We start from the raw sequence: 20,372 nt of genomic DNA, 5'->3' as shown, positions 1-20,372 counted from the left end.
TTATCTCCGTGGTTGATGTGACTCCCGTTGCGGCGAACACTCCCGTATTGCTCCGGACGATCCGGTTGCCGCGTTAGTCCGGTTCCGGCGGTGGAAATGCAGTGGTGTCAGCCTGCCAAATGGCGAAGGAATTTCCCTGCGGGTCCGCAAGAACTGCGTACCAACCGGTTCTGGGGACCGCTGTTTTCGGGCGTACAATGCTCGCGCCCATGCATTCCGCCTGGGCGAGTGCGGCGTCTACTGAAGCGACAGTTACGTAATTCCGCCAGGAGCCGGGACCGTCCACGGGGCGATACGTCAAGCCTCCGTCGAAACCGTTGCCGCTCTTCGGTTCGGTTTGAATCCGCCAATAATCGACGCCCGGCGCCTTTTCGATCTGCCAACCGAACAGGCCGGCGTAGAACTGCGCGAGTTTTGCGGGGTCATCGCCGTAGATTTCAAAATGGGTCAAGAGGCTGGTCATAAATCCAATCCCTCAATTTCTGGCGGCGCATCTCAAGCGGTCGCTAGTGCGCAACTCATGAACTGAGCTGCAGCGATATTTGGTCGAGCGCTTCGGCAGTAGACCCGAGGAGAGTCGTGATCAGCAGCAAAGCGAAGCGCGGAGGTGGAGCCAACGCACGATCGCGCGCAATCCTGCTGCTGCTCTCAAATTTACACTTGCAATACCCATTGCCGCACCCCTGCCGTGCTGCACAATTGGATTGTGAAAATCCAAAGCCTGGGGCGACGCCGCCCCCACCCATTTGATCTAAATCAAAAGTGGCTGCTTGCTATTTTACGACACAGATTTGGCAAGACTTCCTATCGCTGAAGATGCTGTTCTCTATGGGCTGGGCTCCCAACGAGTTGCAATGATGGAAGGGCAGCAACGTATCGGAGTTTTGGTCGAACTCCCCCAGGTCTTGCGGGACATGGGGCAGGATCCGGCGACGGTGATCGTCGGTGCCGGTATCAATCCTGACGTGCTGCGGAGTCCTGAAAATTCACTCTCGTTCGCCGAACTCGACCGCCTTGTACAGGCTTGCGTTGCTGCGACAGGATGTGAGCATTTCGGACTTCTCGTTGGGCAACGGTCATCGACCGCCAGTCTTGGATTGGTAGGACGATTGATGCGGACTGCCCCAACGTTCAAGGATGCGATCTTGGATCTATGCACCAACCAGCGACGCTATGTGCACGGTGCTGTTGCTTATCTGGTGATCCAGAATGACATCGCTTTCTGGGGATACGCCGTCCATCATCCGGGCCTGAAAGCAATCGAGCAAATCAGCGACGGCGCGATGGCGGTGGCATTTAACATGGCGAGAGAACTGGTGGACCTGGTGCCCGACGAGATCCTGCTTTCTCGTCGAGCCCCCGGCAATACGGCTCCCTATTGCCGGTTCTTCGGCTTTACACCGCGGTTCGATGCAGAACAGTACGCATTGGCTTTCCCTACAAGTTTGCTCAGCCGTCCTGTTCGCGGCGCAGATCGCGAACTGCGCCAGATATTGGAAAAGGCGGTTGCCGCCTATTGGGCCGTCGAGCAACCAACCGTGACGCACACGGTGACCCGCATGCTTCGTGCTCGCGTGATTTTTCCTGATATCTCGCTGGAAGCGGTCGCGAGCGAGATGTCCATGCAACCCCGGACTCTGAACCGACGACTGCAAGCAGAGGGCAAGAGCTTCCGCCAATTGGTCAACGAAGCACGCTTCGAAGTTGCTCGGCAATTGCTCGCAGGCACAAGGATGGATGTCACCAATATCGCTCTCGCGCTCGGCTACGCCGATCCCAGCAGCTTCACGCATGCGTTTCAGCGCTGGTCAGGCGCAGCGCCGAGTGAATGGCGGGCCAACTGATCGGCTCCAACCCGGCCAGCCACGACAAGCGCAAGTCCAGAGCGAGCATGAGAGATGGGCGACGAACGAAATATCGATCTCTCTTCAACGGGCAGCGCAGCGCACCGTTTCCAAATCAAGCAATCAAAAAGGCAATTTAGCAAGCAATATCAGCTGGCTGGGGCGGGAGGGATCGAACCTCCGAATGGCGGAATCAAAACCCGCTTGATTATGCAACGATTTCAAAGCGCATTTGGAAAAATGGGCCAAAACGCACTTCAAAAATATCAATAGCTTGGCAGCTCTTTCCAAATAAAGAAGCGCCTCTCGCAGGGCGGACCTTCCGAAAGTGACGGGGCCGCGCGTGCCGATTGGAGTTGGTCGCACAGACTTCCGATGGAGCCGCTGATTAAGAGTCAGCCCGGGTTGAGAACAAGCAATGACTTACTGGTCGCACCACTGGGCTTATCCGACCGAAAGTGGGCATTCGTCGCACGATCATAGTGATTGCACTGCCTGATCTCGGCACCCCCTCCACGAAGGTCTTGGAAAATAATGATTTTCCTTTGGTGGGCGCACCAGGGCTCGAACCTGCGATCCGCTGATTAAGAGACAGCCACGGGTTGAGAACAATCAAAGACTTGCCAGTCTCACCCCTCGACTTATCCCGGCCGAAAGGCGCTCTTTCTGTGCACTGGCATGCAATTGGAGCGTAACCAGCTTCACCGGTCAACCATAGGGGTATTCAAAAGTCCGGACCGAACACGTCGTTGTTGAATTGGGCCGACGCCTCGTCGTTGTCCATGCTGTTGATCAGGTTCTGCTCGGGATCCGTAAAGCCACCTGCTAAGAGCGTATCTGGCGGCAATGCGCCATAACTGGCGCGATATTTATTCATGGCGGCCACGCTGCCGACATACGCACAGGTGCATCCGGAGGGATCCGCGTAGACATAGTAGGACGCCCGTCCCTTTGCCGCAGTTGGAACTGATTGGGTGGAAACGACATCAGCCAATTCAACATCTCCGGCGTGGTGGCGGCGATGGGTTACCCCGATGATATCAACAATTGGCCTGTCGATTGCTGAGCGTAGCCGCGGGCGCCCGAGGACAAGAGGGCGAGAAGAGTGACCGAGACGATGCCCGCAGTAGCGCCTGTAGATCGAAGACTCATTTTTTCTCCGGGGACACCTGGATTGACTTCCGATTGGAGCCGGCAGTGAAAGGGAGGCGTCTATAAATATGCCGTGTACGAGCCGATCCACACCAGGATCGACATGAGCAAGCCGATGACGCCGGCGTTGTCCGCGAACACGGTGGCGGTGCCGGGCATGCCGAGCTTGAGCTGACTGCGGTCGATGGTTTTCGGTACGGAAATGACAGCCGGATAGACCTTGGCGCCGCCGATCGAGCCGACGCGCGCCAGCGTACCCGAGACCGCGATCTGGCCCTGCCCCACGCCCTGCGGGATGGCCCCGACCGTCGCTTCGTGGATGCGGCCGGGACGTCGTCGAACACGAGCTCGACGCGGGCGCCGGGCTTGATGGTCTTGAATCCGTTTGGGGGGAACATGCCCGTGATGAGGATATCGTCCGTGACGACGAACGACATTACCGATCGCGCCGGCATGGCGCGGTCTCCAACCGCCAGGGCCATGATCGTAACAACGCCGTCGCCGACGGCACGGATCGTTGTTTGCTCGAGCTCCCATTTGGCCTGGTCAAGCTAGGCCTGGATCTGCGCGACGGTCGTGTCCGACCTCCGATTCCATAGCCAGCCGCGCATTCAGGCTGGGCGGCTGGGGACCCGGCATCGCGGGCGGCTTGGTCGCAGGGGCCGTGATCGGCGGGCTTGCCTCCTCGGCTTACGGCTGGGGGCCCGGCTATGGCTACTACTATGGAGCGGGCTATTATGGCGGCCCCTACGCCTACGACCACGGATACGATGAGCCGTACCGCTGGGGCGGCGGCTACACTACCACGTACTACACGGGGCCGGGCTCCTACGGCCATCGCTATCGCCGTGTTGTCCGCCCCTCCTATGCCTACTACCGCGGATCTTATCCGGCCGTGCGGCACTGCTGGCATCACCCCCATTGGTGAAACCGGTCGATCCAAACGCAACAAAGGCCGCGCTCCCAAAGGCGCGGCCTTTCCCTTTGCCTTACGCGCGAAAACCCCGCTCACCTCCAGCCGCCGGAAAATGGGTCTTGCCGATCAAAGGCAAGCCTTCGTTCGGGCGCCCTTTTGGACAGTCCTGCCGACCGCTTCGGATGCGTGACCGCGTAGACGCGGATAGGCGGTTCTTTCTTGATCTGGGCGGGAGGTGCTGCAGGCATAGCGGCCATGGCTTCGCGGACTTGCTGCTGGGGTTCGGCGATCTGGTCGGCGTGCGCAATCTTCGGCACATCGTCACGCGGACGCGTGTCGAAGACGATCTTCTCCGGAAGGCTTCTCGCCGAGTTGATCCGGATGATGGTCCTGTCGGGATCGGCCGCAGCCGTACGCTCGACGGGCGCTGGCAGGTACCGGTCCGCAGCGAAGAGCAGCGCCAGCAGCAGCCCGCCGACGAATACGAAATATCGAATGATTGGCATGGACGGCCGCTCGCAAAGAAGGAATCAGATTATCGGCGGGCCGGATTGACGTGAGGCGGGCCGCTTCTTTCAGCGACCCGCCTCGAAGGATCTAGTCGATTTCCTGCACGACCGTGCGCGTCGATGGATCGACCAGCATCACGCGTTCGCCCGAGTAGACATACCGGTACCTGGTCAGCGAAGGGCCCCAATCGGTGGGAACCGCCTCAAGCTCGACTTCGCGCGGCACCGGCGAGCCGACGACGATCTTCTCACGGCTCTCGATGGGCCGAATTTTGTGCTCCGTCACATAGGAGCGGATCTTGGTGCGGTATTCCGGCTCGATTTGCACGGCGGCGGTATGGCCGGTGCCGGTGGTTGTTACAACCGTAGACTGGGCCATCGCAGCGGTCGAGAGCAGCGCAGCGGCCGCAGACATCAGCAGTAATTTTTTCATCATGTTCTCCTTGCCGCTAGATGCGACGCAGCGAAAACATCACCACGGCGCTGAAGTTCCTGAGCAAGGATGGAATATTACCACTTTTTCCCGATCTGTGTGTTGGGTTTATCCCCTATCGCTAGGCCGCCCTCGATCCCGCACCGAGCAGAGGTATGCAAATCGTTCTGGTGATACGGCCCCCTGCGTCGAACCAAAATTTCGTACTTACAGCGCTGCCGTCGTAATCTCGGTAGAAAAGCCGAACGCATTCCTGCTCCGGATGGATTTCGTTCAGTTCGAATGCGGGCTCGATTGCGCCGCGTAATTTAGCCGGCCAATAGCAAAGCAAACCAGGCCGTCCGACGAACCGTTCTCCGCTGCAGCAATCAAGCGTAGCCTGATCTGCATAGAGCGGCAGCAAGTCCTCCAAACGGCGCTCGCGGCATGCATCCAACCAATCAATCACGATTCCAATGGGATCGAAGTCAGTTCCCGAACCCGACATGGTCCACCTCACAGTTGTCCCCGGTGGCAGGGTCTCGTTAGGCCCCGAGACTTGAATGGTGTATGAACCGCCGGTTCCGCTCCCGTTTAGGTCCCGCCAACGCCTGCTGCACTTCGTGCTGCCTCGGTCGGATCGCCCGACCTCACGCTCGGATATTGAACCATTCCAGCGCTCGCGTCGTTCTTCACAACTGGAGGAAGCGAGGACGGGTAATGAGGGCCAGAACGGGATGAGGATACTGATCGTCGACGACCATCCCGTTGTCGTGACGGGCTGCCGGTCCTTGTTCACGTCGGATCCCTCCGTTGAGATCCTGGAGGCTTCCAATGCAAAGGAGGGCCACCGAGCGTTCCTGCAGAAGCATCCCGACGTCACGGTGGTGGACGTGAGGCTTCCCGACCTTACCGGCTTCGAGTTGACGCGGCGGATCCGCAAGGATGATCCTGCCGCCAAGATCGTGATGCTCAGCGTGAGTGAGGATCCGGCGTTCGTGGTGCGCGCGGTCGACATGGGCATTCAGGGGTATGTCTCGAAAAGCGATGATCCGCGGCTCCTGGTCAAAGCCATCCGGAAGGTTGCAGCAGGGGAGCGCTTCGTCTCGCCGCGTCTGGCTGAAGCGACGACCTTCGCGGGCGCCGCGATCAAGGGCAGTCCCTTGACGCAGATGAGCGCACGCGAGCTTGAGATCCTGAGGCTTTTGGGTCGCGGCGACCGCATCTCAGAAGTCGCGTCCGAACTCGGCATCTCCTATAAAACTGTCGCCAACACGACCTCCACGCTGAAGACCAAGCTCGGCGCCAGAAATCACTCCGACCTCGTCCGGATCGCAGTCGAGATCGATTTGCACCGGTGAAGAGACGTCGACCGGTGTGAGCGCACTTGTAGCCCAAAGTAGGCGTCTTGTTCACGTAGGTTCTGCTGATGTCGCCGTCCGATTACCCAGTCAGGAATGTTCACGATCGACGCCAACGAAGGCTATTGATCGTGCTGGCGTTGGGATTTGTTGTTTTCGGCGCCGCTGCGGCCACCCTGTTCTACGTCTTGCAGCCCGAGACCCTCCGGATCGCCGTCGGACCCGCAGGCAGCGACGATCATCAGGTGGTCCAAGCGATGGCCGAGGCTTTCGAAGAGGAAAGCAGGATGGTCAAGCTCTCCCCGATCACGACGGAAGGAGCGGCCGAATCCCTGGCCCTGCTAGGCGCCGGCAAGGCCGACCTGGCAATCGGTCGCGGCGACCTTGGCATGCCTGCCGACGCGCAGACACTGGCCGTCCTGCGGAAGAACTACGTCGTCCTTTGGTCGCCCTCCGGGCGACCGGGCAAAGACACCAAGAAGAAGGCCACCGGCAGGATCGGAGAAATCGCCGATCTGGCGGGTCGCAAAGTCGGCATTATAGGACGGACCGGAGCCAACCTCGCACTCCTGCGGACGATTCTGGTGGGCTCCGGAGTCGAGCCGGATAAAGTCGCGACGGTCCAATTCGGGACCGAAGATATCGAAAAACTTGCGCAAGACGCCACCCTCGATGCCTATCTCGCCGTCAGTCCGCTCGACAGCAAGATCACTGCCGCCGCGATCGCCGCGACTTCGCGATCGCGCGGGGCTCCGGACTTTCTTCCGGTCGACACATCCGAGGCGATCGCTCTGAAGAACGCCCGCTACGAAGCCGAAGAAATTCCGGGCAGTGTCTTCAACGCAAAACCGGCGTGGCCCGAGGACAAAGTCGACACCATCAGCGTCAACCATCTCATCCTGGCCCGAAAAGAGCTGTCAGAAGCCAAGGCGGCGGCCTTCTACCGGCAGCTCTTTGCGGTACGCGACACGATCACGCAACGTGTCGCCGGCGCCGCACACATCACGAAACCCGAGACAGAAAAGGAGGCGGTTCCCTCAGTGCACCGGGGCGCCGCGGCGGTCATCAACGGGACCGAGCGAACCTTTCTGGACAAGTACAGCGACTACTTCTGGTTCGCCTTGCTTTTTCTTTCCGGGATCGGCTCGGCCGCCGCCTGGCTGCGTCGCTATCTGAACCGAGACGACCGGGACGACACCACCAGCCATCGCAACCGGATTCTCGCCGTGGTTTCGGAGCTTCGCAATGTCGGCTCGGAACAGGACCTTCTGACATCGCAACAGGAAGTCGACGCAATTATCGGCGAAACACTGAAGTGCTACGATGATGGAGCGATCGAACAAGATGACTTAGCCGCTTTCGGACTGGTTCTTGAACTGTTCGATCACGCCGTCGCCGAACGGCGAGCGACGCTGCAGAGCGACCCGCCCGATCAGGCAAAAACTCCGGGTCCAACCCTTGCCTCGCGCAGGTAGGCGCACCCTGCAAGATCGACAGCAGTTTTTTGAAAGTATTTACCTGAGCGGGATCACCAGCAATCACATCCTAGCTACAGCAAGCCTGGGCGAACTTGGAACGGTGCGACGGTGACGAACGGCGAGTGAGGGCGAACCATATGGAGCTATACGGAGGGGCTGATTAAACCTATCGTCAAAAAGCGCCGCACGAACTCCATTATGAAAATTAGGAACCCAATCAGCCGAGCAGAGTTGAGTCGCCGCTTGTCATCTGTAGCGAGGCCGAGCGAAGGAAGCCCATGCGTCGCGTTCGACTTGTGATAGCAGATCGACGTCCCATTGTTCTGCAGGGTTTTGTATCGCTATTCGAAGTGCAGCCCGATTTCGAAGTGGTTGCGTGCTGTCTCGATGGAGCCAGTTGCGTTGCGGCCATTCGCAGATTGACACCCGATGTGGTGTTGCTGGAGGACGGGTTCACCGATGTAACCGCCTCCGACATCCTCGCCGTCGTGGACGACGAAGGCCTCTTATCCCGGTTGGTGTTCTTCACTGCTACTGTCGCCGGCGGCGATCTTGCCAGGGCAATGGCGACCGGTGCTTGCGGCGCGATTCCAATGAACGCCAAACCGGAAGCGGTGGTGCAGTCTTTGAGGCTGGAAAAATCGGGGTCCGACCTAGCGAGGATCGGTAACGAAGCCAATGGAATCGCCTCGTTCGGCAATAACGTCCTGGCGGTTCTGACCGTCAACGAGCGAACGGTCATGGATCTCGTCGCCGAAGGCTTGTCTGACAGTGAGATTGCCCGGGTGCTCGGTGTCTCTCTGGACATCGTTAGGATTCACATCGACCACGCGCGACAGAAGCTCGGAATCGCCAGCCGAACGGAGCTCGCCGCGCTCGCCCTGTCGCGCCGTTATGGCGCGATGAGTATCCTGGCAGCTGCGATCCTCGCAGCGCTGGACGATTCAGCCGCTCACGCCGCGACCGAAAGTTTCACGGTCATGACCGCAAACGGCTCCGCGGAGGTCGTCACGATCAAAATCAGCCGCAAGGAAAAAGCAACGGGTGGCAGCCCGGCCAAGGCCGCGAGCAAGGACCGCGCCGGCGCGGCGGCTGGCACGTCGACGCCGACCGGCAGGCTCGTCGATCCCGGAGTCGAGATTGCCGCGAGTTCATTTGCGCAGGCAGCGCTCAACGCGCCGAAGCCGGGTTCGAGCAGCTTCAGCATCTTCATGATTGCAGCTTTCGCAGCCTTGATTTACGAACTCGATGGTGCCGCCCACGCCGCGCAAGCCTTCGATTTCGGCGATGGCCCGGCTGATAGCTTCACTTCATCTGCCGCAAACGATGCCAACGGACTGGCAGCCGCACTTCCCGGCTTCGCAAATTTCGACGGCACGGCCATGTACGATGAGGCGTTCGCATTCAAGTTCATCCAAGGCGATACGATAGCCAAAGACGGCAGCGAGCTTTATGTCGGCGATGCCCGCCCGGAGGGCGGCAGCAACCGAGGGAACACTATTTCCCAAGGTTCCGGGACCGTTAACGTTGCTGCGGCGGCCGCGAACGAAGCCCCGCAGCGTGACCCCACGCAGGCAGGCCGGGACAACGGGTCCAATCAGGGTCGATCGCAACTGGATTTGCGGGCTTCCGACAACAGCTCGGAAGCCGCCAAGGAGCATGAGGCCTCGGGAGACGAATTAAATCATGGCCAATCGCACAAGGCCCTGCATGATTTCGACAACGGCACCCGAGCCGCCAAGGGGCACGCCAAGCATGAGGCCTCGGGAGGCGAATTAAATCATGGTCAATTGCAGAAGGCCCTGCATGACTCCGACAATGGCACCGGAGCCGCCAAGGGGCACGCCAAGCATGAGGTCTCGGGAGACGAATTAAATCACGGCCAATCGCAGAAGGTCCTACATGCGTCCGAAAACGGTACCGGAGCCGCCAAAGGGCACGCCAAGTATGAGGCCTCGGGAAACGGTTTAAATCACGGTCAATCGCAGAAGGGCCTGGATGATTCCGACAACGGCTCCGGAGCCGCCAAGGGGCATGCCAAGCATGAGGCTCCGGGAGAAGATTCGAATAACGGGAAGGCGCACGGCTTGTTGACTTCGCAAGAAGGCTCCGCGGCCGGCAAGCAACACGGCCAGTATCCACAGGCGGATGCTTTGAATATCGGCAACCCGAAGCACGATTTGCCAACGGCGTCCGAAAACCCTGCCACCGACGCACATTCGGCATTGAAGGTTAAGTCTGAAGGGAAGGAACGGCCTTCTTCCAACGACGCCGGTCAAGCCAAATCAACGGTTGGCACCGAACTTGGCGATTCCTTTCATTTCAAGAATGGCGCCACAAATGCTTCTTCAGAAATTCTTGATTTACAGCAGCTGGGCCATGGAAGCGAAAAAGCACTTGGAGATGGTCAGCATGTCGTCCCACACGAGGGGCCGGTGCCCGTTCAGGATACTGACGCGATTAATCTTTCAGCTGCGCAGCACGATCACTCGGGGCACGCCAGTCTCCATGCGGCTCACGATTTGATTGTGTAGCAATATACTGATCGAATCGTCGGCCGCGGCTGGAGGGTAGGCCGTCGTTTCGGGATGATTGCGGTGATCAATAGGAAAATGGGCAAACGTTTCGGATCGCCGGCTTGTTCCGGCGCACGTTCGAGCCTTAAAACGAAAGCGAGACACGTCATCTCGACCGAAGGTGCGCCCGCTCGACCATCGGCAGCAGCTCACCTCGACATGTGTCAGCAATGGACCTGATATGGTGAAAAAACTCGGCGCATGAACTCCCTGATAGGGTCGCACACATCGCCGTAGTTACAATCACGGGGTCCTGGGTTCGAGCCCCAGCGCGCTCACCCGGCGGCGCGGCAGCTATCGAGCGGCCCGGCAAGGGTGTTGCGCCGCAAAACAGTCCGCCGCTGTAAACAGAAGCAGCTACGCCAAAAGTCCAGCTCGCGACCGAGCCGAATGTTTTCAGATTGCCTCCAATCCTTCTAGTGGATGCCCAAGCGCATGAAGCATCGGGTGTCGACCGATGCTCTCTCCATATCTGATGGGGGAGTGCCAAGTTAGGCAGAAGCCGCCCGCCAAATCGGAAGGCAAGCATGCCGACGCCCCAGAGGCATGCAGACAAAAGCCCGCCGATTTGCCCGCCTGATCGTCACAGCCCTGATTGGATCTGCCCTGGAATGTTATGATTTCAGTCTCTACGGCTTTACCCGGCACTGGTATTTGCACCGTTGTTCTTTCCGACACTGTCGCCCGTCACTGGTTCGCTTGCTTCGTTCGCGACCTTCGCAGTCGGTTTCCTATCAAGACCGATTGGCGGAATTGTCTTCGACCGGATCGGGCGAAAGTCGATACTTGCAGCAACGCTAGCGGTTCACGGGAGTGTCGTCGAGCCTCATAGGCCTACTGCCAACGTTTGATCAGGTGGGGATCTGGGTACCGATCGCGCTGGTCGCGTTGCGACTAATCCAGGGGTTGGGAGCCGGAGCGGAATCCGGTGGCGCAGCGCTTCTGCTCGCAGAGCAAAAACCCAGCCGCCGTGGATTCTATGGTACGTTCGCGGCGTCCGGTGTCTTCATCGCATTGCGCTCTCTCTCGGCGTCTTCAGTCTTGTGACCAGCACCATGCCGCAGCAGGCACTTTTAAGCGGGGGCTGGCGCATGCTGTATCTTCTCAGCATCGTTGCCGTCGGCGTCGGCCTCTACTTGCGTTTCGCAATGCCGGAGACTCCGGAATTCGCTCGCGACGTCCGGGATCGGCGTGCGGAGATCAGCGTCCCGCTCTGGGAGGCTTTCGATGGCGAGACCGTCAAGTTTTATGCGTAAGCAGAGGACGCCTTGAGCCATCTGCCCAAGCTTGGTGTCCCGATGATCATGCGCCGGATTGAAAAGGGGGAGCGCAAGGCCCACGCCAAAGTGTGGTCCTACCCTGGCATGGAAAAAGTGGTCAGCAGATGCGCAAGAAGGTCGACGGCCTATCAAAGCTGTTCACGCTTGATGCCTGTCGACCTCTTCATTCAACGGGCGAGGGTAGCGGTTTAATTCCCCTGTACGGGGGCGTAGAAACAAAAGCCGATTTTTGTGTTTATTAGAGGATGAAAGAGGTTCATTTGCTACGTGTCATCACCGACAGCGGCGAACGTCAGATTTGGCTTGCGGCGACCGATCGCGACAGGGCTGTCGAAGAAGTGCTCGACGCCATTCCCGAGGGCTGGACCGTTAGTTTGATAGAACGTGAGTTATCGGCCGAGCAGGCAGCGTCATTGAACATGAAACCGGGAGAAGTCCGGCGGCATAAACTGTCCTAATCTTCGATGGCCGATAGCACAGGACGCGCGACGGGCAGCGGATGATGACGTGCCGCCGGTGGCTGAGGCGGTAGAGATAAGCCCGCCGGCTCACAAGGTCGGCGGGTTTCTCTTGCGTTGCAGGCTAGCCATCGTCCGCCGACGAGCCGCTAGTTCGCTACTTGAGCGCGCGCCTGTTTGACATTGCGTGAGACGACGCGATCGAAGGCCGATATAGCGGCATCGGTCGCCAACTCAACCATTTCTCGATAAGCAGCGTCGTTCGTTTGAGTAAAGCTTTCGCGGATTGCTCTGGCAAGCTGTTCGTCCGATACGGCGCCCCCCGGGTCCGCTCGTCCGGTGAGTCGGCTATACAGATTCAAGCGATACACGTCGGCCGCGATTTGCCAGGCCCAATCCTCCAGTCCCAGTTGTTGAACCACCCGGCCGCCCCCTTTGCTCTACGCGCAGAAAAATTGGGGTTAGTCGACACTGGGCATAGAAAAAACTAACTTAGGTTAGAAAAAAATCTGCCCTACAAATTCAGGTGGAAGCTGCCTGCCAAGGCGCTAAAGACCGGGCCCGCCGATTCACGCTGGCGGGCCCGATCAGCCCCGTCACAAGATAACATCCAGGGGAATGGTGCACACGCCTCTGCCATCATCGTCACTGACGAAGATCGAATAACGACGGCCGACCAGCTCCGGGCGAGTTTCGCGCAGTGACCGAGCAAGTCTGATTGCCTCTATCTGTGCGTCCGTTTCGCTCGGCAGGTCATGCACTCCAAAATCCGAGACAAAGTGGGAATTGATGAGCTTGAACGAAAACAGCGGCATGGAACATGATGTCCAACGGATGCCAAAGCAAAGCCCCCGCCCACCGTTAGGGAGCGCGGGCTCGCGGATGGATGGCGCGAGGCTCGCGCGAACGAGGTGTCGCACCAAGGACCCGCACAAACTATGAACGCCCTAGCGCGCCGATCGTGGAGCACAAATGTTGTGCAGAGTGCGCAAAAAGAAGCCCGCCGGTACGGCCTACTCCAGAACGTCGTATTGAATGCGGCCGTCTGCCTCTATCTGCTCCTCGAAAGGCAGCCCAGCCTCGGCCAGTAATTCACCGTTTCGATTTTCTAGGAAATAGCCGGTCGCGAATAAAGCGTGATGTTGGCGTCAGCGGCACCCCACGGGGCTTTTGCCACACGGCGCGGTCGATTTCCTTCTTGTCGCCGATTGCTAGTTTCCCTTTGGCGTTTCTCGCGATGAAGATCGCGTCGCTCATCTTGCGACCGGAGCGCTTATTCCTGGCCTTCACTTCCTTCCACAGGCTGATCCCGCCGAGCTTCAGCTTCGGCAGCTCTTCCTTGATCTCCCGCCGCAGGCAGTCCTTCTCGGACTCGCGCGAACGCTTACGGCCGCCCGGGAACATCCACAGGCCGTCCGACCGGCGCCTCACCAAAAGAACTTTGCCACGTTTGGCTGCAACGAGCTTAGATGCCTTTGCCATTTCAACTGATGCCATGAAGAATCGTCAGCGATTATAGCTGGGTGGTCCTTTATTCCAAACGGTGCCTACCGATACCCCATGCCGCCGGTCGGCCCCACGGCGTTGCAGTTGAAGTCCGGCCGGACGTCTGCGCCACGCCCGCCGCAGGCGGAGCCCGCGGCGCCACAACCGAACTGCCCAGTACCGCCCGGTCGGCAGCCCTAAATCGGACTAAACGGCTGTTCCAGCACACTTAAGGAAAGGTGGTGGGATTGGTGGGTGCCGAGCAATCCAAGAACGAGCGCGTTGAGCTGGAAATGCGGATACCCGCTGTCGGCAAATGGCCCGGCCCTTTGCTCACGATCCAGAGAGGGCCGAGCGCATCAAAGACCTAGTTCGGAAACTGGAAAAACAAGCTTCGCGAGATCGACGAGTAAGGCCGCCTCAGTCGGCGGCCTCTCGGTTGCCGGTGGCGGACCCAAACACCTCGTACTCGAAGGCCACCCCCTCGGGGTCGTTCTCGTCAAGCCAATCCTTGGCAGCGTCTTCGGTCGCAAAGATCTTGAGGTGCTCGACGTCACCGATCTGTTTCGCGGTGTTCACGTAAACAAAGACGCTCATTGATTCCTCCCTTGGGACGGCCCGCGTGCCTACACCTGTGGTGGGGCTGGCGCGCCCTGCCCGGCCTGCAACGTGACTGGCGAGGGTGAAGTGCCGCGCATGCCAGAGGGCTTTCGCGTGGAAGTCGACAAGGACGGCTGGCGACACTGAGGTGCCTTGTGACAGTTCAGAACGAAGCTCTGCATGAGTATATGCCAGACCTCGTGCCCTGAACGACTTGGGCGGCCGTCCCTTAGGCCCCCCAAATTTACGCTGCTCCCCGAGGTCTGTCTCCGTTCGGTAGGACAGCATCGATTGTGTGCTTGAGCGCATCCGGCGTACAGGGTTTGACGAGGACGGGCATTTTTTCAAATCCGTCGGGCAGACCTGCACTTCCGTACCCGCTCAAAAAAAAGAAGGGCAGCCCCCGGCCCCTCACTACCTCGGCAACTGGCTGCACGTTGATGCCTTGCAAATTGATGTCGAGGATCGCGAGATCATAGCTCTCGCGTTCTGCAAGAGGTCGCGCTTCATCTACGCTTCCCGCCTCGGCGATGACTCTGTGCCCCAATTCCTCAACCATCGCGACAAGCATCATTCGAATGAGCGCTTCATCTTCGACAAGGAGTATCGATGCTTGCGTCATGACTTGCCTCAATCTCTGCTCGAACCGGCCACCGAGAGCCCATTAAGGAGCTGAGAGATCGCAGTCGTAAGCTGCACCGGCGCAAAGGGTTTCTGGAGCATTATGCTGTTGGGAACACCTTGTGCCGGCCATTCGTGGGCTGCTACGCCCGACATGTAGACTACGGGAAAATTGGGATCGACATCGCGTGCCGCCCGCGCGACCTCCCAGCCGCTAAACCTTCCCAAGAGATTGATGTCCGTGACAAGAGCGCGGTAGGCGACAAGCCGCCCCTTGAGCAGCGTCACCGCTTCCTCGCCGGTCGTGGCGATGGCGGCCTCAAAGCCTCCCTCGCTCAAAGCATCTTCGACGATGCCCTGGATCGTATCGTCGTCTTCAATCACCAGGACTATAGGTAGCATTTCGGCAAAGTCTCCCCTGGCGCATGAGCACTGGACGTTACAAAGTGCACACAAGGAGAAAGTTCCCGAGCTACTGGGAAAATTCGGCAAACTCCAGAGACGATGGTTCAGTCCCTGTCAGAGGATCTCTTGGCCTTAGCTTTTTGACGGAGGAAGTTGACCTCCAGTTCTTCGCCGTTGACCCGGTCGAGCTGACAACGGCGGTAGGCCAGTCCGGTGGAGGAAAGCAGAAGAAAGAACTCGTTGAGGGTCTATCCCTCAATCGAGGTCTCAACTTGAAGTCTGGCTCCGACGTCTGAAACATCCCTAAGCATGCAGGCGCGACGCCAAGTGCCGTCGAGCCATCATCTGCGCGGGCAACGGATGCTCGAAGGAGACTCAGCGGCCTTCTTGCTCTTTTTCTGTCGGCATTTGGCAAACCCGAACCTATCCCGCCTTGTATCCCCAACCACTAAGAGGACGTAACTAATTCGGGAAAACTTGGCAAAATAGTCAGGCTGCTCTTTGTCGTTCAAGCAAGCATCGGGTGACCCCCTCGACCGCGACATCTATCTGGTGCTCGAAGACTTCGGCGCGCGCGCCGGTTGCGCCTGGCGCGAGACTGACGAGGCTGACACCGACCTTGAGACCGTGGTCCACCTCGTCCCTTCCGGCGACTATGCCTATCCGGTCCGGATCGTCGCATTCAACGCCATTGAGGGCCGGTCCAGAGACGCAACTTCCGAGGTTGCCGACGTCGTGGTTCAGCGTGCCCTCAATACGGATGCCGAGGTTTCGACCAAGCTGCAAGCCTTCATCGCCCTTAATTCGACGATGGCCTTCGATCTCCAGCTGTCATTGCCGCTTCGCGTTGCCTGAGGGGGCCCTGCTTCTAAGGGTACGCCAACACCTGAAGGTAAAGCGCGAGCCAAGTTGCGGTAGCGACACACACGCCAATTCCGACATAGGCAATACAAGCGCATCGGTCTTCCCCTCCGAAACGCGAAATATGCTCCAGTTTCGCACGGAGACTGGGCTAAGGCTTCGAATCTGTAAGGACTGCTGCGATCAGGACACAGGCGCGGGGAGTTTCGGCCACACTGGAACCGCTCTGTAGGCGGATGGCTTGTGTGTGCGGTGACTGCCTCTGTCCCACGAGGCTTAGCCTGTCCGGAGGCCCCAGCATCATCAAGCCCCCCGGCCCGATGCTGGGGCCCAAGCAGGGGGACCAGGCAGCTCTCAACTTTCGATTCTTTCAAGCCATGTGCAGGCGCAGTCTGCTGCCTGTTTTACGATTGAGGGCGGGCGGAGCTTCGCCCTTGTTCAACTTTTCGGCCACAACCTCTGCCGTTGAATGAGAGAGTCCAGTTAAAGGCGTATCGTCCGGCGTGACTGCAGGCTGATCTGTTGAAGTGTCCAGCACTATGAATCGGCCGTTCTTGGGATGCTCGTACCGAACGACAAAGCGGTCTGCCATGAGGAACGCCCTTTCCCTTCATGGGTTGTAAACATACACGGGCGAAGGTCGATGACTGACGGGCGGCGGCGCCAACGAGGCGGCCTTAAATCAATCTTCGGCGCAACTTCTGATGATTTCTCGGAAGTACTCCTCAATATCCTGAGCGCCTCGTCCAAGCGCGACGGCTTAGCTTTCGGGAGACGGGCGGTGGCCACAATCGAAACTAAACGGCTGTTCCGGCATACTTAAAGAAAGGTGATGGAATTGGTGCCGTGCAGTCCAAGAACGAACGCGTTGAGCTGGAAATGCGGATACTCCGCTATCGGCAAATAGCCAAACGTTTTGCCCACGACCCAGAGACCCATGAGCGTATCCAGACGCTCGTTCGGGAACTGGAAGACAAGCTCCGCGAGATCGACGAGTAAGGCCGCCTCAGTTGGCGCCTTCGACAAGGACGGCTGGCGGCACTGAGGCGCCCATACGGATGTGAGCGGCGCCAAGCGCCTCCGGGGCTGGCTGAGGAGGGACGCCGGGACCGCTACCGATGCGCCGACTCAACGCTGGGCACCGGTACACACCTCCGCCCCGGGATTCATCGCAGGCTCTAACAAATGTATAGCGTGCTGGATTAAACTTGGTGCTGCCCATGCGCGGCTGCGGGTTTCGCGGAACTGCAGCGACGAAAAATTCCTTAAACAAAACGCTGCTTTCATTCCCCCAACCGGGCGCGGTGTTTTGTATCCTTAGTAGTTTCATTCCCGGGCTGGCTTTCCTCGAACCTATTTTTTGACCGGCGTCGATAGACTTTGGACAGGGCGCCCCACAAAGGCGGCCCCTTCTTCTACCGGCTTCACACCCTATCTGCGGCGTATGCGTACCGTGTTCGAATTTTGCCTGCGCGGCGAAAGTGGTGCCGGCCGGACCCGAAGTTAGGAACGGCTCCATCTGTCGCAGCATTGCTGTCGTGGCACGCGTTGGTAATGAAGACGGGTAGCTCTTGATCGGAAAGCCGCAGTTTCATGGACCGGTTGCAAGAAGTTGCGACGAACAAGGCTATCGCAATTATTGCAATCATGTTTGACGGATTCGAGATCCGCGTTTTCTTGAACGATGCGGAGCAGATCGAATACACTGCGGCAAATCCTGAAGAAGGGTGGGTTCGGGTGATTCCTCCCGGCAACTCACTGTCGGCTCGCAGTATTCTGAAAGGCTTTGTAGAGATCAGGATTAAGCGAACGTCCAGATCTTAGCGCACGTGAAGAGCCGCCTAGCTCTTCTTTGCTTGTTCAAATTGAATCCCGGTTCCGTTGCGTGAGTTGCTTATGCCTCATTTCCGATGGCTTCTGTCGATCGCCCCGAACGGCGGCGAGACTGTCTACCTGGTTCCAGACAACTTCGGTCGCAATGGCAGCGACTGGTGCGAAGCAGACTTGGAGAGGGCGGTAGAAATCGTCATCCAGGATCTGCTTGCCGGAGAATATCGCAAGCCGATCCGGGTTGTCGCCTTCAACCCAGCTGAGCGGTGGTCGGAAGATGTTTCCGAGGACATCGCCCGAGAGATCCAGCGTCGTTGCAATCTGCAACTGAGCGACGTGCCGTCCTACCTGCGGGAGTTTGTGGATCGCTACTCACCACAAGACCTGCAGCAATTCAGTCTTCGCCTGGTGTAGCGATGGCCTTCCAGCGAAAAACGCCGGAAGCGCTGGGCGTCAAGGCGCCCTTCCCCGGCTTCATCGAGCCGGCCCTGGCAGCCTCGAATCGGAGACGGCCGACGTCGAGCGAAATCGTGCGAGGCCGCCTTTTTTCCCTGAGCGGTCTTCTGCTGGCCGGCCCCAGGATCGCGGCCCCAGCCAACGGTGGCGTAGCGACACCCGCATCGGGTCACCGGCGCCCAACGGGCTTGGATCATTCGCGACCGGATCTGCGGTGAGAGGCTCGATCTGAGCGGCGTGTACTCCTAACGTCAGCTTAGAGGGTCAAAGCGGAAGCCGCCCCCTTGGTGGCATGCTCGACGGAATTAAGGCGCTTAGGCACCATCCGGCAGGCAAGAAGTTAGAGGCTAATGGAAGACCGCTCGACCGAAGCGACTAAAGGCCACGCCCTGGATAAACTCCGGCGCCACATCCGCATTTTGGTCGATATTGGTCGTCTTTCGATGGAAGACGCCGATGTCGAGCGTTTTTTGGACCAAGCTGTGCTCCAAATTGCCCGAGCCGTGGAAATCCACCACGTAAAGGTTCTTCAATATCGTCCAGACTCGTCCGACCTACTGTTGATTGCGGGCGTCGGCTGGAAGGAGGGTGTCGTCCGCACCGCCACGCTCTCGGCTGACCTTCGGTCGCCGCCTGACCTCGTTGGTAGCCGCTGGGGATGAACAGCTTGTAGATCCGGCTTCCGGCCTCGTTGCTGTAGGTGCCGTCGATGAACTTCGTCCCTTCCGGCACGATGTCGGTGATCGAAGCAGGCGCGTGCTTGGCGCCCCGCAGGCCAAGCCAGGTGCCGTCCTTGGCCCGATCGAACAGCGGCGGGTGCCGACGTGCCGTGGTAGCCGGAGCTTGGAGGTCGGCCCTGCCGACGCGGGCAGACTTGAGGTCGATGCTGGGCGGAACGCCGCCTGGAAGACCACGAGCTGCGGGACGGGCGATGCCGCAGCGGGCGCATGGTCGCCTTTGAACATGCGCTGCAGCAGCGCCGTGGCTTCGGTCAGTTGCCCCGCTCGCGTCAAACGCGTCGCTTCGCGCAGCGTGTCGTGATTCAACATCGTGTTCACCTTGTTCTGTCGGCGAGAGCGGCCTTGACCGCGGGAGTGGCATGGAGGGCTCCGAGCACGGAAACCGAGCCGATGGTGGCGCGGGCGAGTTCGGCCGTGACGTCCAGCGCGATGCTGGCAAGGCCAAGCACATTGATGTGCAGCAACTCGCCGGCTCGCCGCGCCGCTTCGAGATCCGCGCGCGTGTAATTCCGGAGGCCGAGATCCAAGCCTTTACGGGCGGTAGATTGCTTGACTACGTCGGCGTGACGCTCGAGCTGATTGCGGATCGCCGTCCGGATGAAATCCGTGCGGTTCGAATAGAACCCCTCCTTCACCATCAGATCGACGTGGCCCAGGTCGACGAAGCCGAGATTGATGGTGATCTTTTCAATTTCCGGAGGCTTCGGCCTCAGTTCTTGAACATTCGAGGGCATTCGTCTCGCCATCCTTGCACCATCTGTATGGATGGGATATGGCTGGTACGCCATCCTGACAAGAGGGGCGCGGCCCCGGCATGGGAGGCCGACGAACCTACTTCCGCTTGAGATCTTGAACGAGCCCTGCCGTAGCAGCGCGCGGATGCCCCGCCCAAAGGGAGCCTGTACGTTCGGGAAAAACTGGAAACTTTACGGAGCAAGTTGAGTTGCCAGTGATTGGATCCGAGTCGCCGGAGCGTGAGAATGGTGGACGAGGTTACGGTCAAAAGGGCCGCAGACGCGGCGTGGTCGATCTTCAGGGCGACGCGTCCCGGCGTTGATGGATCAGACAGCCGCCGCTGCCTGCTCGAGCGTCACCTACAACAACGAAGAGGAGAAGAGCGAGAAAGCGGTTCCGAAGAACTGACAGGCTTCGGCCTTGCCTATCTGCACCGGCTTCCCCCGGACGAATGCTGACGCGCATGCAGATGTTCGTCGCGCGGATGGCTCGCGGAAGCACAAGACCCAGTTGGACCTTGCTGGCCATCTGGTCTCTCATTTCGGCGACCGTCGTGCTGGCGCTGCGATGCGCGTCGGGGGATTAGGCGCCGATGCGCATCGCCCAGCTCGCCCCCTTGGCCGAAAGCGTCCCTCCAAAGCTTTATGGCGGCA

The 20,372-nt window shown here is 59.2% G+C and carries 27 protein-coding genes and 1 pseudogene; 13 read left to right on the top strand and 15 right to left on the bottom strand.

Going from position 1 to position 20,372, the window contains the following annotated elements:
* Positions 1–73 precede the first annotated feature (73 nt).
* Positions 74–463 (bottom strand): VOC family protein, encoded by a 390-nt coding sequence (locus AC5ZFO_RS19270; RefSeq protein WP_282522675.1) that lies wholly within the window; start codon positions 461–463, stop codon positions 74–76.
* A gap of 307 nt (positions 464–770) precedes the next feature.
* On the opposite strand from AC5ZFO_RS19270, the gene AC5ZFO_RS19265 reads away from it, so the two are divergent.
* Both AC5ZFO_RS19265 and AC5ZFO_RS19260 read left to right on the top strand, forming a co-directional pair.
* Positions 771–1,844, top strand: coding sequence for an AraC family transcriptional regulator (locus AC5ZFO_RS19265; protein WP_282522674.1), 1,074 nt, complete (start codon positions 771–773; stop codon positions 1,842–1,844).
* A gap of 54 nt (positions 1,845–1,898) precedes the next feature.
* Positions 1,899–2,117: a hypothetical protein gene (locus AC5ZFO_RS19260; RefSeq protein WP_282522673.1), complete on the top strand. Its 219-nt coding sequence runs from the start codon at positions 1,899–1,901 to the stop codon at positions 2,115–2,117.
* A gap of 451 nt (positions 2,118–2,568) precedes the next feature.
* Here AC5ZFO_RS19260 and AC5ZFO_RS19255 read toward each other — a convergent pair whose 3' ends face one another.
* Complete coding sequence (locus AC5ZFO_RS19255) at positions 2,569–2,838, bottom strand: hypothetical protein (RefSeq protein ID WP_282522672.1); 270 nt, start codon at positions 2,836–2,838, stop codon at positions 2,569–2,571.
* A gap of 218 nt (positions 2,839–3,056) precedes the next feature.
* Positions 3,057–3,281 carry a hypothetical protein gene (locus tag AC5ZFO_RS19250; RefSeq protein WP_282522671.1) on the bottom strand — a complete coding sequence of 75 codons (225 nt, stop codon included), beginning with the start codon at positions 3,279–3,281 and terminating at the stop codon, positions 3,057–3,059.
* A 364-nt stretch (positions 3,282–3,645) separates the two neighbouring features.
* Here AC5ZFO_RS19250 and AC5ZFO_RS19245 point away from each other — a divergent pair, with 364 nt between their 5' ends.
* Complete coding sequence (locus AC5ZFO_RS19245) at positions 3,646–3,924, top strand: hypothetical protein (RefSeq protein ID WP_282522670.1); 279 nt, start codon at positions 3,646–3,648, stop codon at positions 3,922–3,924.
* A gap of 80 nt (positions 3,925–4,004) precedes the next feature.
* On the opposite strand, the gene AC5ZFO_RS19240 is transcribed toward AC5ZFO_RS19245, so the two are convergent.
* Both AC5ZFO_RS19240 and AC5ZFO_RS19235 read right to left on the bottom strand, forming a co-directional pair.
* On the bottom strand, positions 4,005–4,418 hold the full coding sequence (locus AC5ZFO_RS19240) for a hypothetical protein (RefSeq protein WP_496122397.1): 414 nt from the start codon (positions 4,416–4,418) through the stop codon (positions 4,005–4,007).
* Between the two features lie 91 nt (positions 4,419–4,509).
* Positions 4,510–4,854 (bottom strand): DUF1236 domain-containing protein, encoded by a 345-nt coding sequence (locus AC5ZFO_RS19235; protein WP_282522668.1) that lies wholly within the window; start codon positions 4,852–4,854, stop codon positions 4,510–4,512.
* A 716-nt stretch (positions 4,855–5,570) separates the two neighbouring features.
* On the opposite strand from AC5ZFO_RS19235, the gene AC5ZFO_RS19230 reads away from it, so the two are divergent.
* From AC5ZFO_RS19230 to AC5ZFO_RS19210, 5 genes are all read left to right on the top strand, one after another.
* Positions 5,571–6,194, top strand: coding sequence for a response regulator transcription factor (locus tag AC5ZFO_RS19230; RefSeq protein WP_282522666.1), 624 nt, complete (start codon positions 5,571–5,573; stop codon positions 6,192–6,194).
* Positions 6,195–6,262: 68 nt separating this feature from the next.
* Positions 6,263–7,669 carry a TAXI family TRAP transporter solute-binding subunit gene (locus AC5ZFO_RS19225; protein ID WP_282522665.1) on the top strand — a complete coding sequence of 469 codons (1,407 nt, stop codon included), beginning with the start codon at positions 6,263–6,265 and terminating at the stop codon, positions 7,667–7,669.
* Positions 7,670–7,950: 281 nt separating this feature from the next.
* Positions 7,951–10,206: a response regulator transcription factor gene (locus tag AC5ZFO_RS19220; protein WP_282522664.1), complete on the top strand. Its 2,256-nt coding sequence runs from the start codon at positions 7,951–7,953 to the stop codon at positions 10,204–10,206.
* A 1,133-nt stretch (positions 10,207–11,339) separates the two neighbouring features.
* Entirely contained in the window at positions 11,340–11,504 is a 165-nt protein-coding gene (locus AC5ZFO_RS19215; protein WP_496122396.1) for a hypothetical protein, read from the top strand.
* Between the two features lie 284 nt (positions 11,505–11,788).
* Positions 11,789–11,986, top strand: a complete 198-nt coding sequence (locus AC5ZFO_RS19210) for a hypothetical protein (protein ID WP_496122395.1) — start codon at positions 11,789–11,791, stop codon at positions 11,984–11,986.
* Positions 11,987–12,135: 149 nt separating this feature from the next.
* Here the strand turns inward: AC5ZFO_RS19210 and AC5ZFO_RS19205 are convergent, their stop codons facing one another.
* The 7 genes and pseudogenes from AC5ZFO_RS19205 to AC5ZFO_RS19175 all read right to left on the bottom strand — a co-directional run bounded on the left by AC5ZFO_RS19205 (position 12,136) and on the right by AC5ZFO_RS19175 (position 15,442).
* On the bottom strand, positions 12,136–12,408 hold the full coding sequence (locus AC5ZFO_RS19205; protein WP_282522661.1) for a hypothetical protein: 273 nt from the start codon (positions 12,406–12,408) through the stop codon (positions 12,136–12,138).
* Positions 12,409–12,582: 174 nt separating this feature from the next.
* Positions 12,583–12,801 (bottom strand): DUF6894 family protein, encoded by a 219-nt coding sequence (locus tag AC5ZFO_RS19200; protein WP_039151946.1) that lies wholly within the window; start codon positions 12,799–12,801, stop codon positions 12,583–12,585.
* A gap of 277 nt (positions 12,802–13,078) precedes the next feature.
* On the bottom strand, positions 13,079–13,468 hold the full coding sequence (locus AC5ZFO_RS19195; RefSeq protein WP_282522831.1) for an NUDIX hydrolase: 390 nt from the start codon (positions 13,466–13,468) through the stop codon (positions 13,079–13,081).
* A gap of 423 nt (positions 13,469–13,891) precedes the next feature.
* A complete protein-coding gene (locus AC5ZFO_RS19190; RefSeq protein WP_282522659.1) occupies positions 13,892–14,068 on the bottom strand; it encodes a hypothetical protein in 177 nt (58 codons plus the stop codon).
* Between the two features lie 247 nt (positions 14,069–14,315).
* Positions 14,316–14,693 carry a response regulator gene (locus tag AC5ZFO_RS19185; RefSeq protein ID WP_039151950.1) on the bottom strand — a complete coding sequence of 126 codons (378 nt, stop codon included), beginning with the start codon at positions 14,691–14,693 and terminating at the stop codon, positions 14,316–14,318.
* Positions 14,694–14,701: 8 nt separating this feature from the next.
* Positions 14,702–15,094: a response regulator gene (locus AC5ZFO_RS19180; RefSeq protein ID WP_282522658.1), complete on the bottom strand. Its 393-nt coding sequence runs from the start codon at positions 15,092–15,094 to the stop codon at positions 14,702–14,704.
* 107 nt (positions 15,095–15,201) lie between these two features.
* Positions 15,202–15,442, bottom strand: a pseudogene (locus AC5ZFO_RS19175) (PilZ domain-containing protein).
* Positions 15,443–15,598: 156 nt separating this feature from the next.
* Between AC5ZFO_RS19175 and AC5ZFO_RS19170 the strand changes: the two are divergent.
* The gene (locus AC5ZFO_RS19170) at positions 15,599–15,952 is read left to right on the top strand and encodes a hypothetical protein (protein ID WP_282522657.1); all 354 of its coding nucleotides are present in this window, start codon (positions 15,599–15,601) and stop codon (positions 15,950–15,952) included.
* A gap of 376 nt (positions 15,953–16,328) precedes the next feature.
* On the opposite strand, the gene AC5ZFO_RS19165 is transcribed toward AC5ZFO_RS19170, so the two are convergent.
* Both AC5ZFO_RS19165 and AC5ZFO_RS19160 read right to left on the bottom strand, forming a co-directional pair.
* Positions 16,329–16,550, bottom strand: coding sequence for a hypothetical protein (locus tag AC5ZFO_RS19165; protein WP_496122394.1), 222 nt, complete (start codon positions 16,548–16,550; stop codon positions 16,329–16,331).
* A 227-nt stretch (positions 16,551–16,777) separates the two neighbouring features.
* Positions 16,778–17,032, bottom strand: a complete 255-nt coding sequence (locus tag AC5ZFO_RS19160; RefSeq protein WP_282522655.1) for a hypothetical protein — start codon at positions 17,030–17,032, stop codon at positions 16,778–16,780.
* Positions 17,033–17,551: 519 nt separating this feature from the next.
* On the opposite strand from AC5ZFO_RS19160, the gene AC5ZFO_RS19155 reads away from it, so the two are divergent.
* The 3 genes from AC5ZFO_RS19155 (at position 17,552) to AC5ZFO_RS19145 (ending at position 18,906) form a co-directional block, all read left to right on the top strand.
* Positions 17,552–17,782 carry a hypothetical protein gene (locus AC5ZFO_RS19155; protein ID WP_282522654.1) on the top strand — a complete coding sequence of 77 codons (231 nt, stop codon included), beginning with the start codon at positions 17,552–17,554 and terminating at the stop codon, positions 17,780–17,782.
* Between the two features lie 72 nt (positions 17,783–17,854).
* Entirely contained in the window at positions 17,855–18,202 is a 348-nt protein-coding gene (locus tag AC5ZFO_RS19150; protein ID WP_282522653.1) for a hypothetical protein, read from the top strand.
* 392 nt (positions 18,203–18,594) lie between these two features.
* Positions 18,595–18,906 (top strand): hypothetical protein, encoded by a 312-nt coding sequence (locus AC5ZFO_RS19145; protein ID WP_282522652.1) that lies wholly within the window; start codon positions 18,595–18,597, stop codon positions 18,904–18,906.
* A gap of 392 nt (positions 18,907–19,298) precedes the next feature.
* On the opposite strand, the gene AC5ZFO_RS19140 is transcribed toward AC5ZFO_RS19145, so the two are convergent.
* On the bottom strand, positions 19,299–19,718 hold the full coding sequence (locus tag AC5ZFO_RS19140; protein ID WP_282522651.1) for a CopG family transcriptional regulator: 420 nt from the start codon (positions 19,716–19,718) through the stop codon (positions 19,299–19,301).
* 246 nt (positions 19,719–19,964) lie between these two features.
* On the opposite strand from AC5ZFO_RS19140, the gene AC5ZFO_RS19135 reads away from it, so the two are divergent.
* A complete protein-coding gene (locus AC5ZFO_RS19135; RefSeq protein WP_282522650.1) occupies positions 19,965–20,177 on the top strand; it encodes a hypothetical protein in 213 nt (70 codons plus the stop codon).
* Positions 20,178–20,372: the final 195 nt, after the last annotated feature.

This window comes from Bradyrhizobium sp. Unk1 (genome assembly GCF_059512345.1).
This window is presented reverse-complemented; position numbering and strand designations above follow the sequence as displayed.

What these genes read in the sequence shown, in the direction of transcription:
- AC5ZFO_RS19270 (WP_282522675.1), bottom strand. Translation starts at nt 463, where the DNA reads ATGACCAGCCTCTTGACCCATTTTGAAATCTACGGCGATGACCCCGCA.
- AC5ZFO_RS19260 (WP_282522673.1), top strand. Translation starts at nt 1,899, where the DNA reads ATGGGCGACGAACGAAATATCGATCTCTCTTCAACGGGCAGCGCAGCG.
- AC5ZFO_RS19240 (WP_496122397.1), bottom strand. Translation starts at nt 4,418, where the DNA reads ATGCCAATCATTCGATATTTCGTATTCGTCGGCGGGCTGCTGCTGGCG.
- AC5ZFO_RS19235 (WP_282522668.1), bottom strand. Translation starts at nt 4,854, where the DNA reads ATGAAAAAATTACTGCTGATGTCTGCGGCCGCTGCGCTGCTCTCGACC.
- AC5ZFO_RS19230 (WP_282522666.1), top strand. Translation starts at nt 5,571, where the DNA reads ATGAGGATACTGATCGTCGACGACCATCCCGTTGTCGTGACGGGCTGC.
- AC5ZFO_RS19225 (WP_282522665.1), top strand. Translation starts at nt 6,263, where the DNA reads ATGTCGCCGTCCGATTACCCAGTCAGGAATGTTCACGATCGACGCCAA.
- AC5ZFO_RS19220 (WP_282522664.1), top strand. Translation starts at nt 7,951, where the DNA reads ATGCGTCGCGTTCGACTTGTGATAGCAGATCGACGTCCCATTGTTCTG.
- AC5ZFO_RS19215 (WP_496122396.1), top strand. Translation starts at nt 11,340, where the DNA reads ATGCTGTATCTTCTCAGCATCGTTGCCGTCGGCGTCGGCCTCTACTTG.
- AC5ZFO_RS19200 (WP_039151946.1), bottom strand. Translation starts at nt 12,801, where the DNA reads ATGCCGCTGTTTTCGTTCAAGCTCATCAATTCCCACTTTGTCTCGGAT.
- AC5ZFO_RS19195 (WP_282522831.1), bottom strand. Translation starts at nt 13,468, where the DNA reads ATGGCAAAGGCATCTAAGCTCGTTGCAGCCAAACGTGGCAAAGTTCTT.
- AC5ZFO_RS19190 (WP_282522659.1), bottom strand. Translation starts at nt 14,068, where the DNA reads ATGAGCGTCTTTGTTTACGTGAACACCGCGAAACAGATCGGTGACGTC.
- AC5ZFO_RS19185 (WP_039151950.1), bottom strand. Translation starts at nt 14,693, where the DNA reads ATGACGCAAGCATCGATACTCCTTGTCGAAGATGAAGCGCTCATTCGA.
- AC5ZFO_RS19180 (WP_282522658.1), bottom strand. Translation starts at nt 15,094, where the DNA reads ATGCTACCTATAGTCCTGGTGATTGAAGACGACGATACGATCCAGGGC.
- AC5ZFO_RS19165 (WP_496122394.1), bottom strand. Translation starts at nt 16,550, where the DNA reads ATGGCAGACCGCTTTGTCGTTCGGTACGAGCATCCCAAGAACGGCCGA.
- AC5ZFO_RS19155 (WP_282522654.1), top strand. Translation starts at nt 17,552, where the DNA reads ATGGACCGGTTGCAAGAAGTTGCGACGAACAAGGCTATCGCAATTATT.
- AC5ZFO_RS19150 (WP_282522653.1), top strand. Translation starts at nt 17,855, where the DNA reads ATGCCTCATTTCCGATGGCTTCTGTCGATCGCCCCGAACGGCGGCGAG.
- AC5ZFO_RS19145 (WP_282522652.1), top strand. Translation starts at nt 18,595, where the DNA reads ATGGAAGACCGCTCGACCGAAGCGACTAAAGGCCACGCCCTGGATAAA.
- AC5ZFO_RS19140 (WP_282522651.1), bottom strand. Translation starts at nt 19,718, where the DNA reads ATGCCCTCGAATGTTCAAGAACTGAGGCCGAAGCCTCCGGAAATTGAA.
- AC5ZFO_RS19135 (WP_282522650.1), top strand. Translation starts at nt 19,965, where the DNA reads ATGGTGGACGAGGTTACGGTCAAAAGGGCCGCAGACGCGGCGTGGTCG.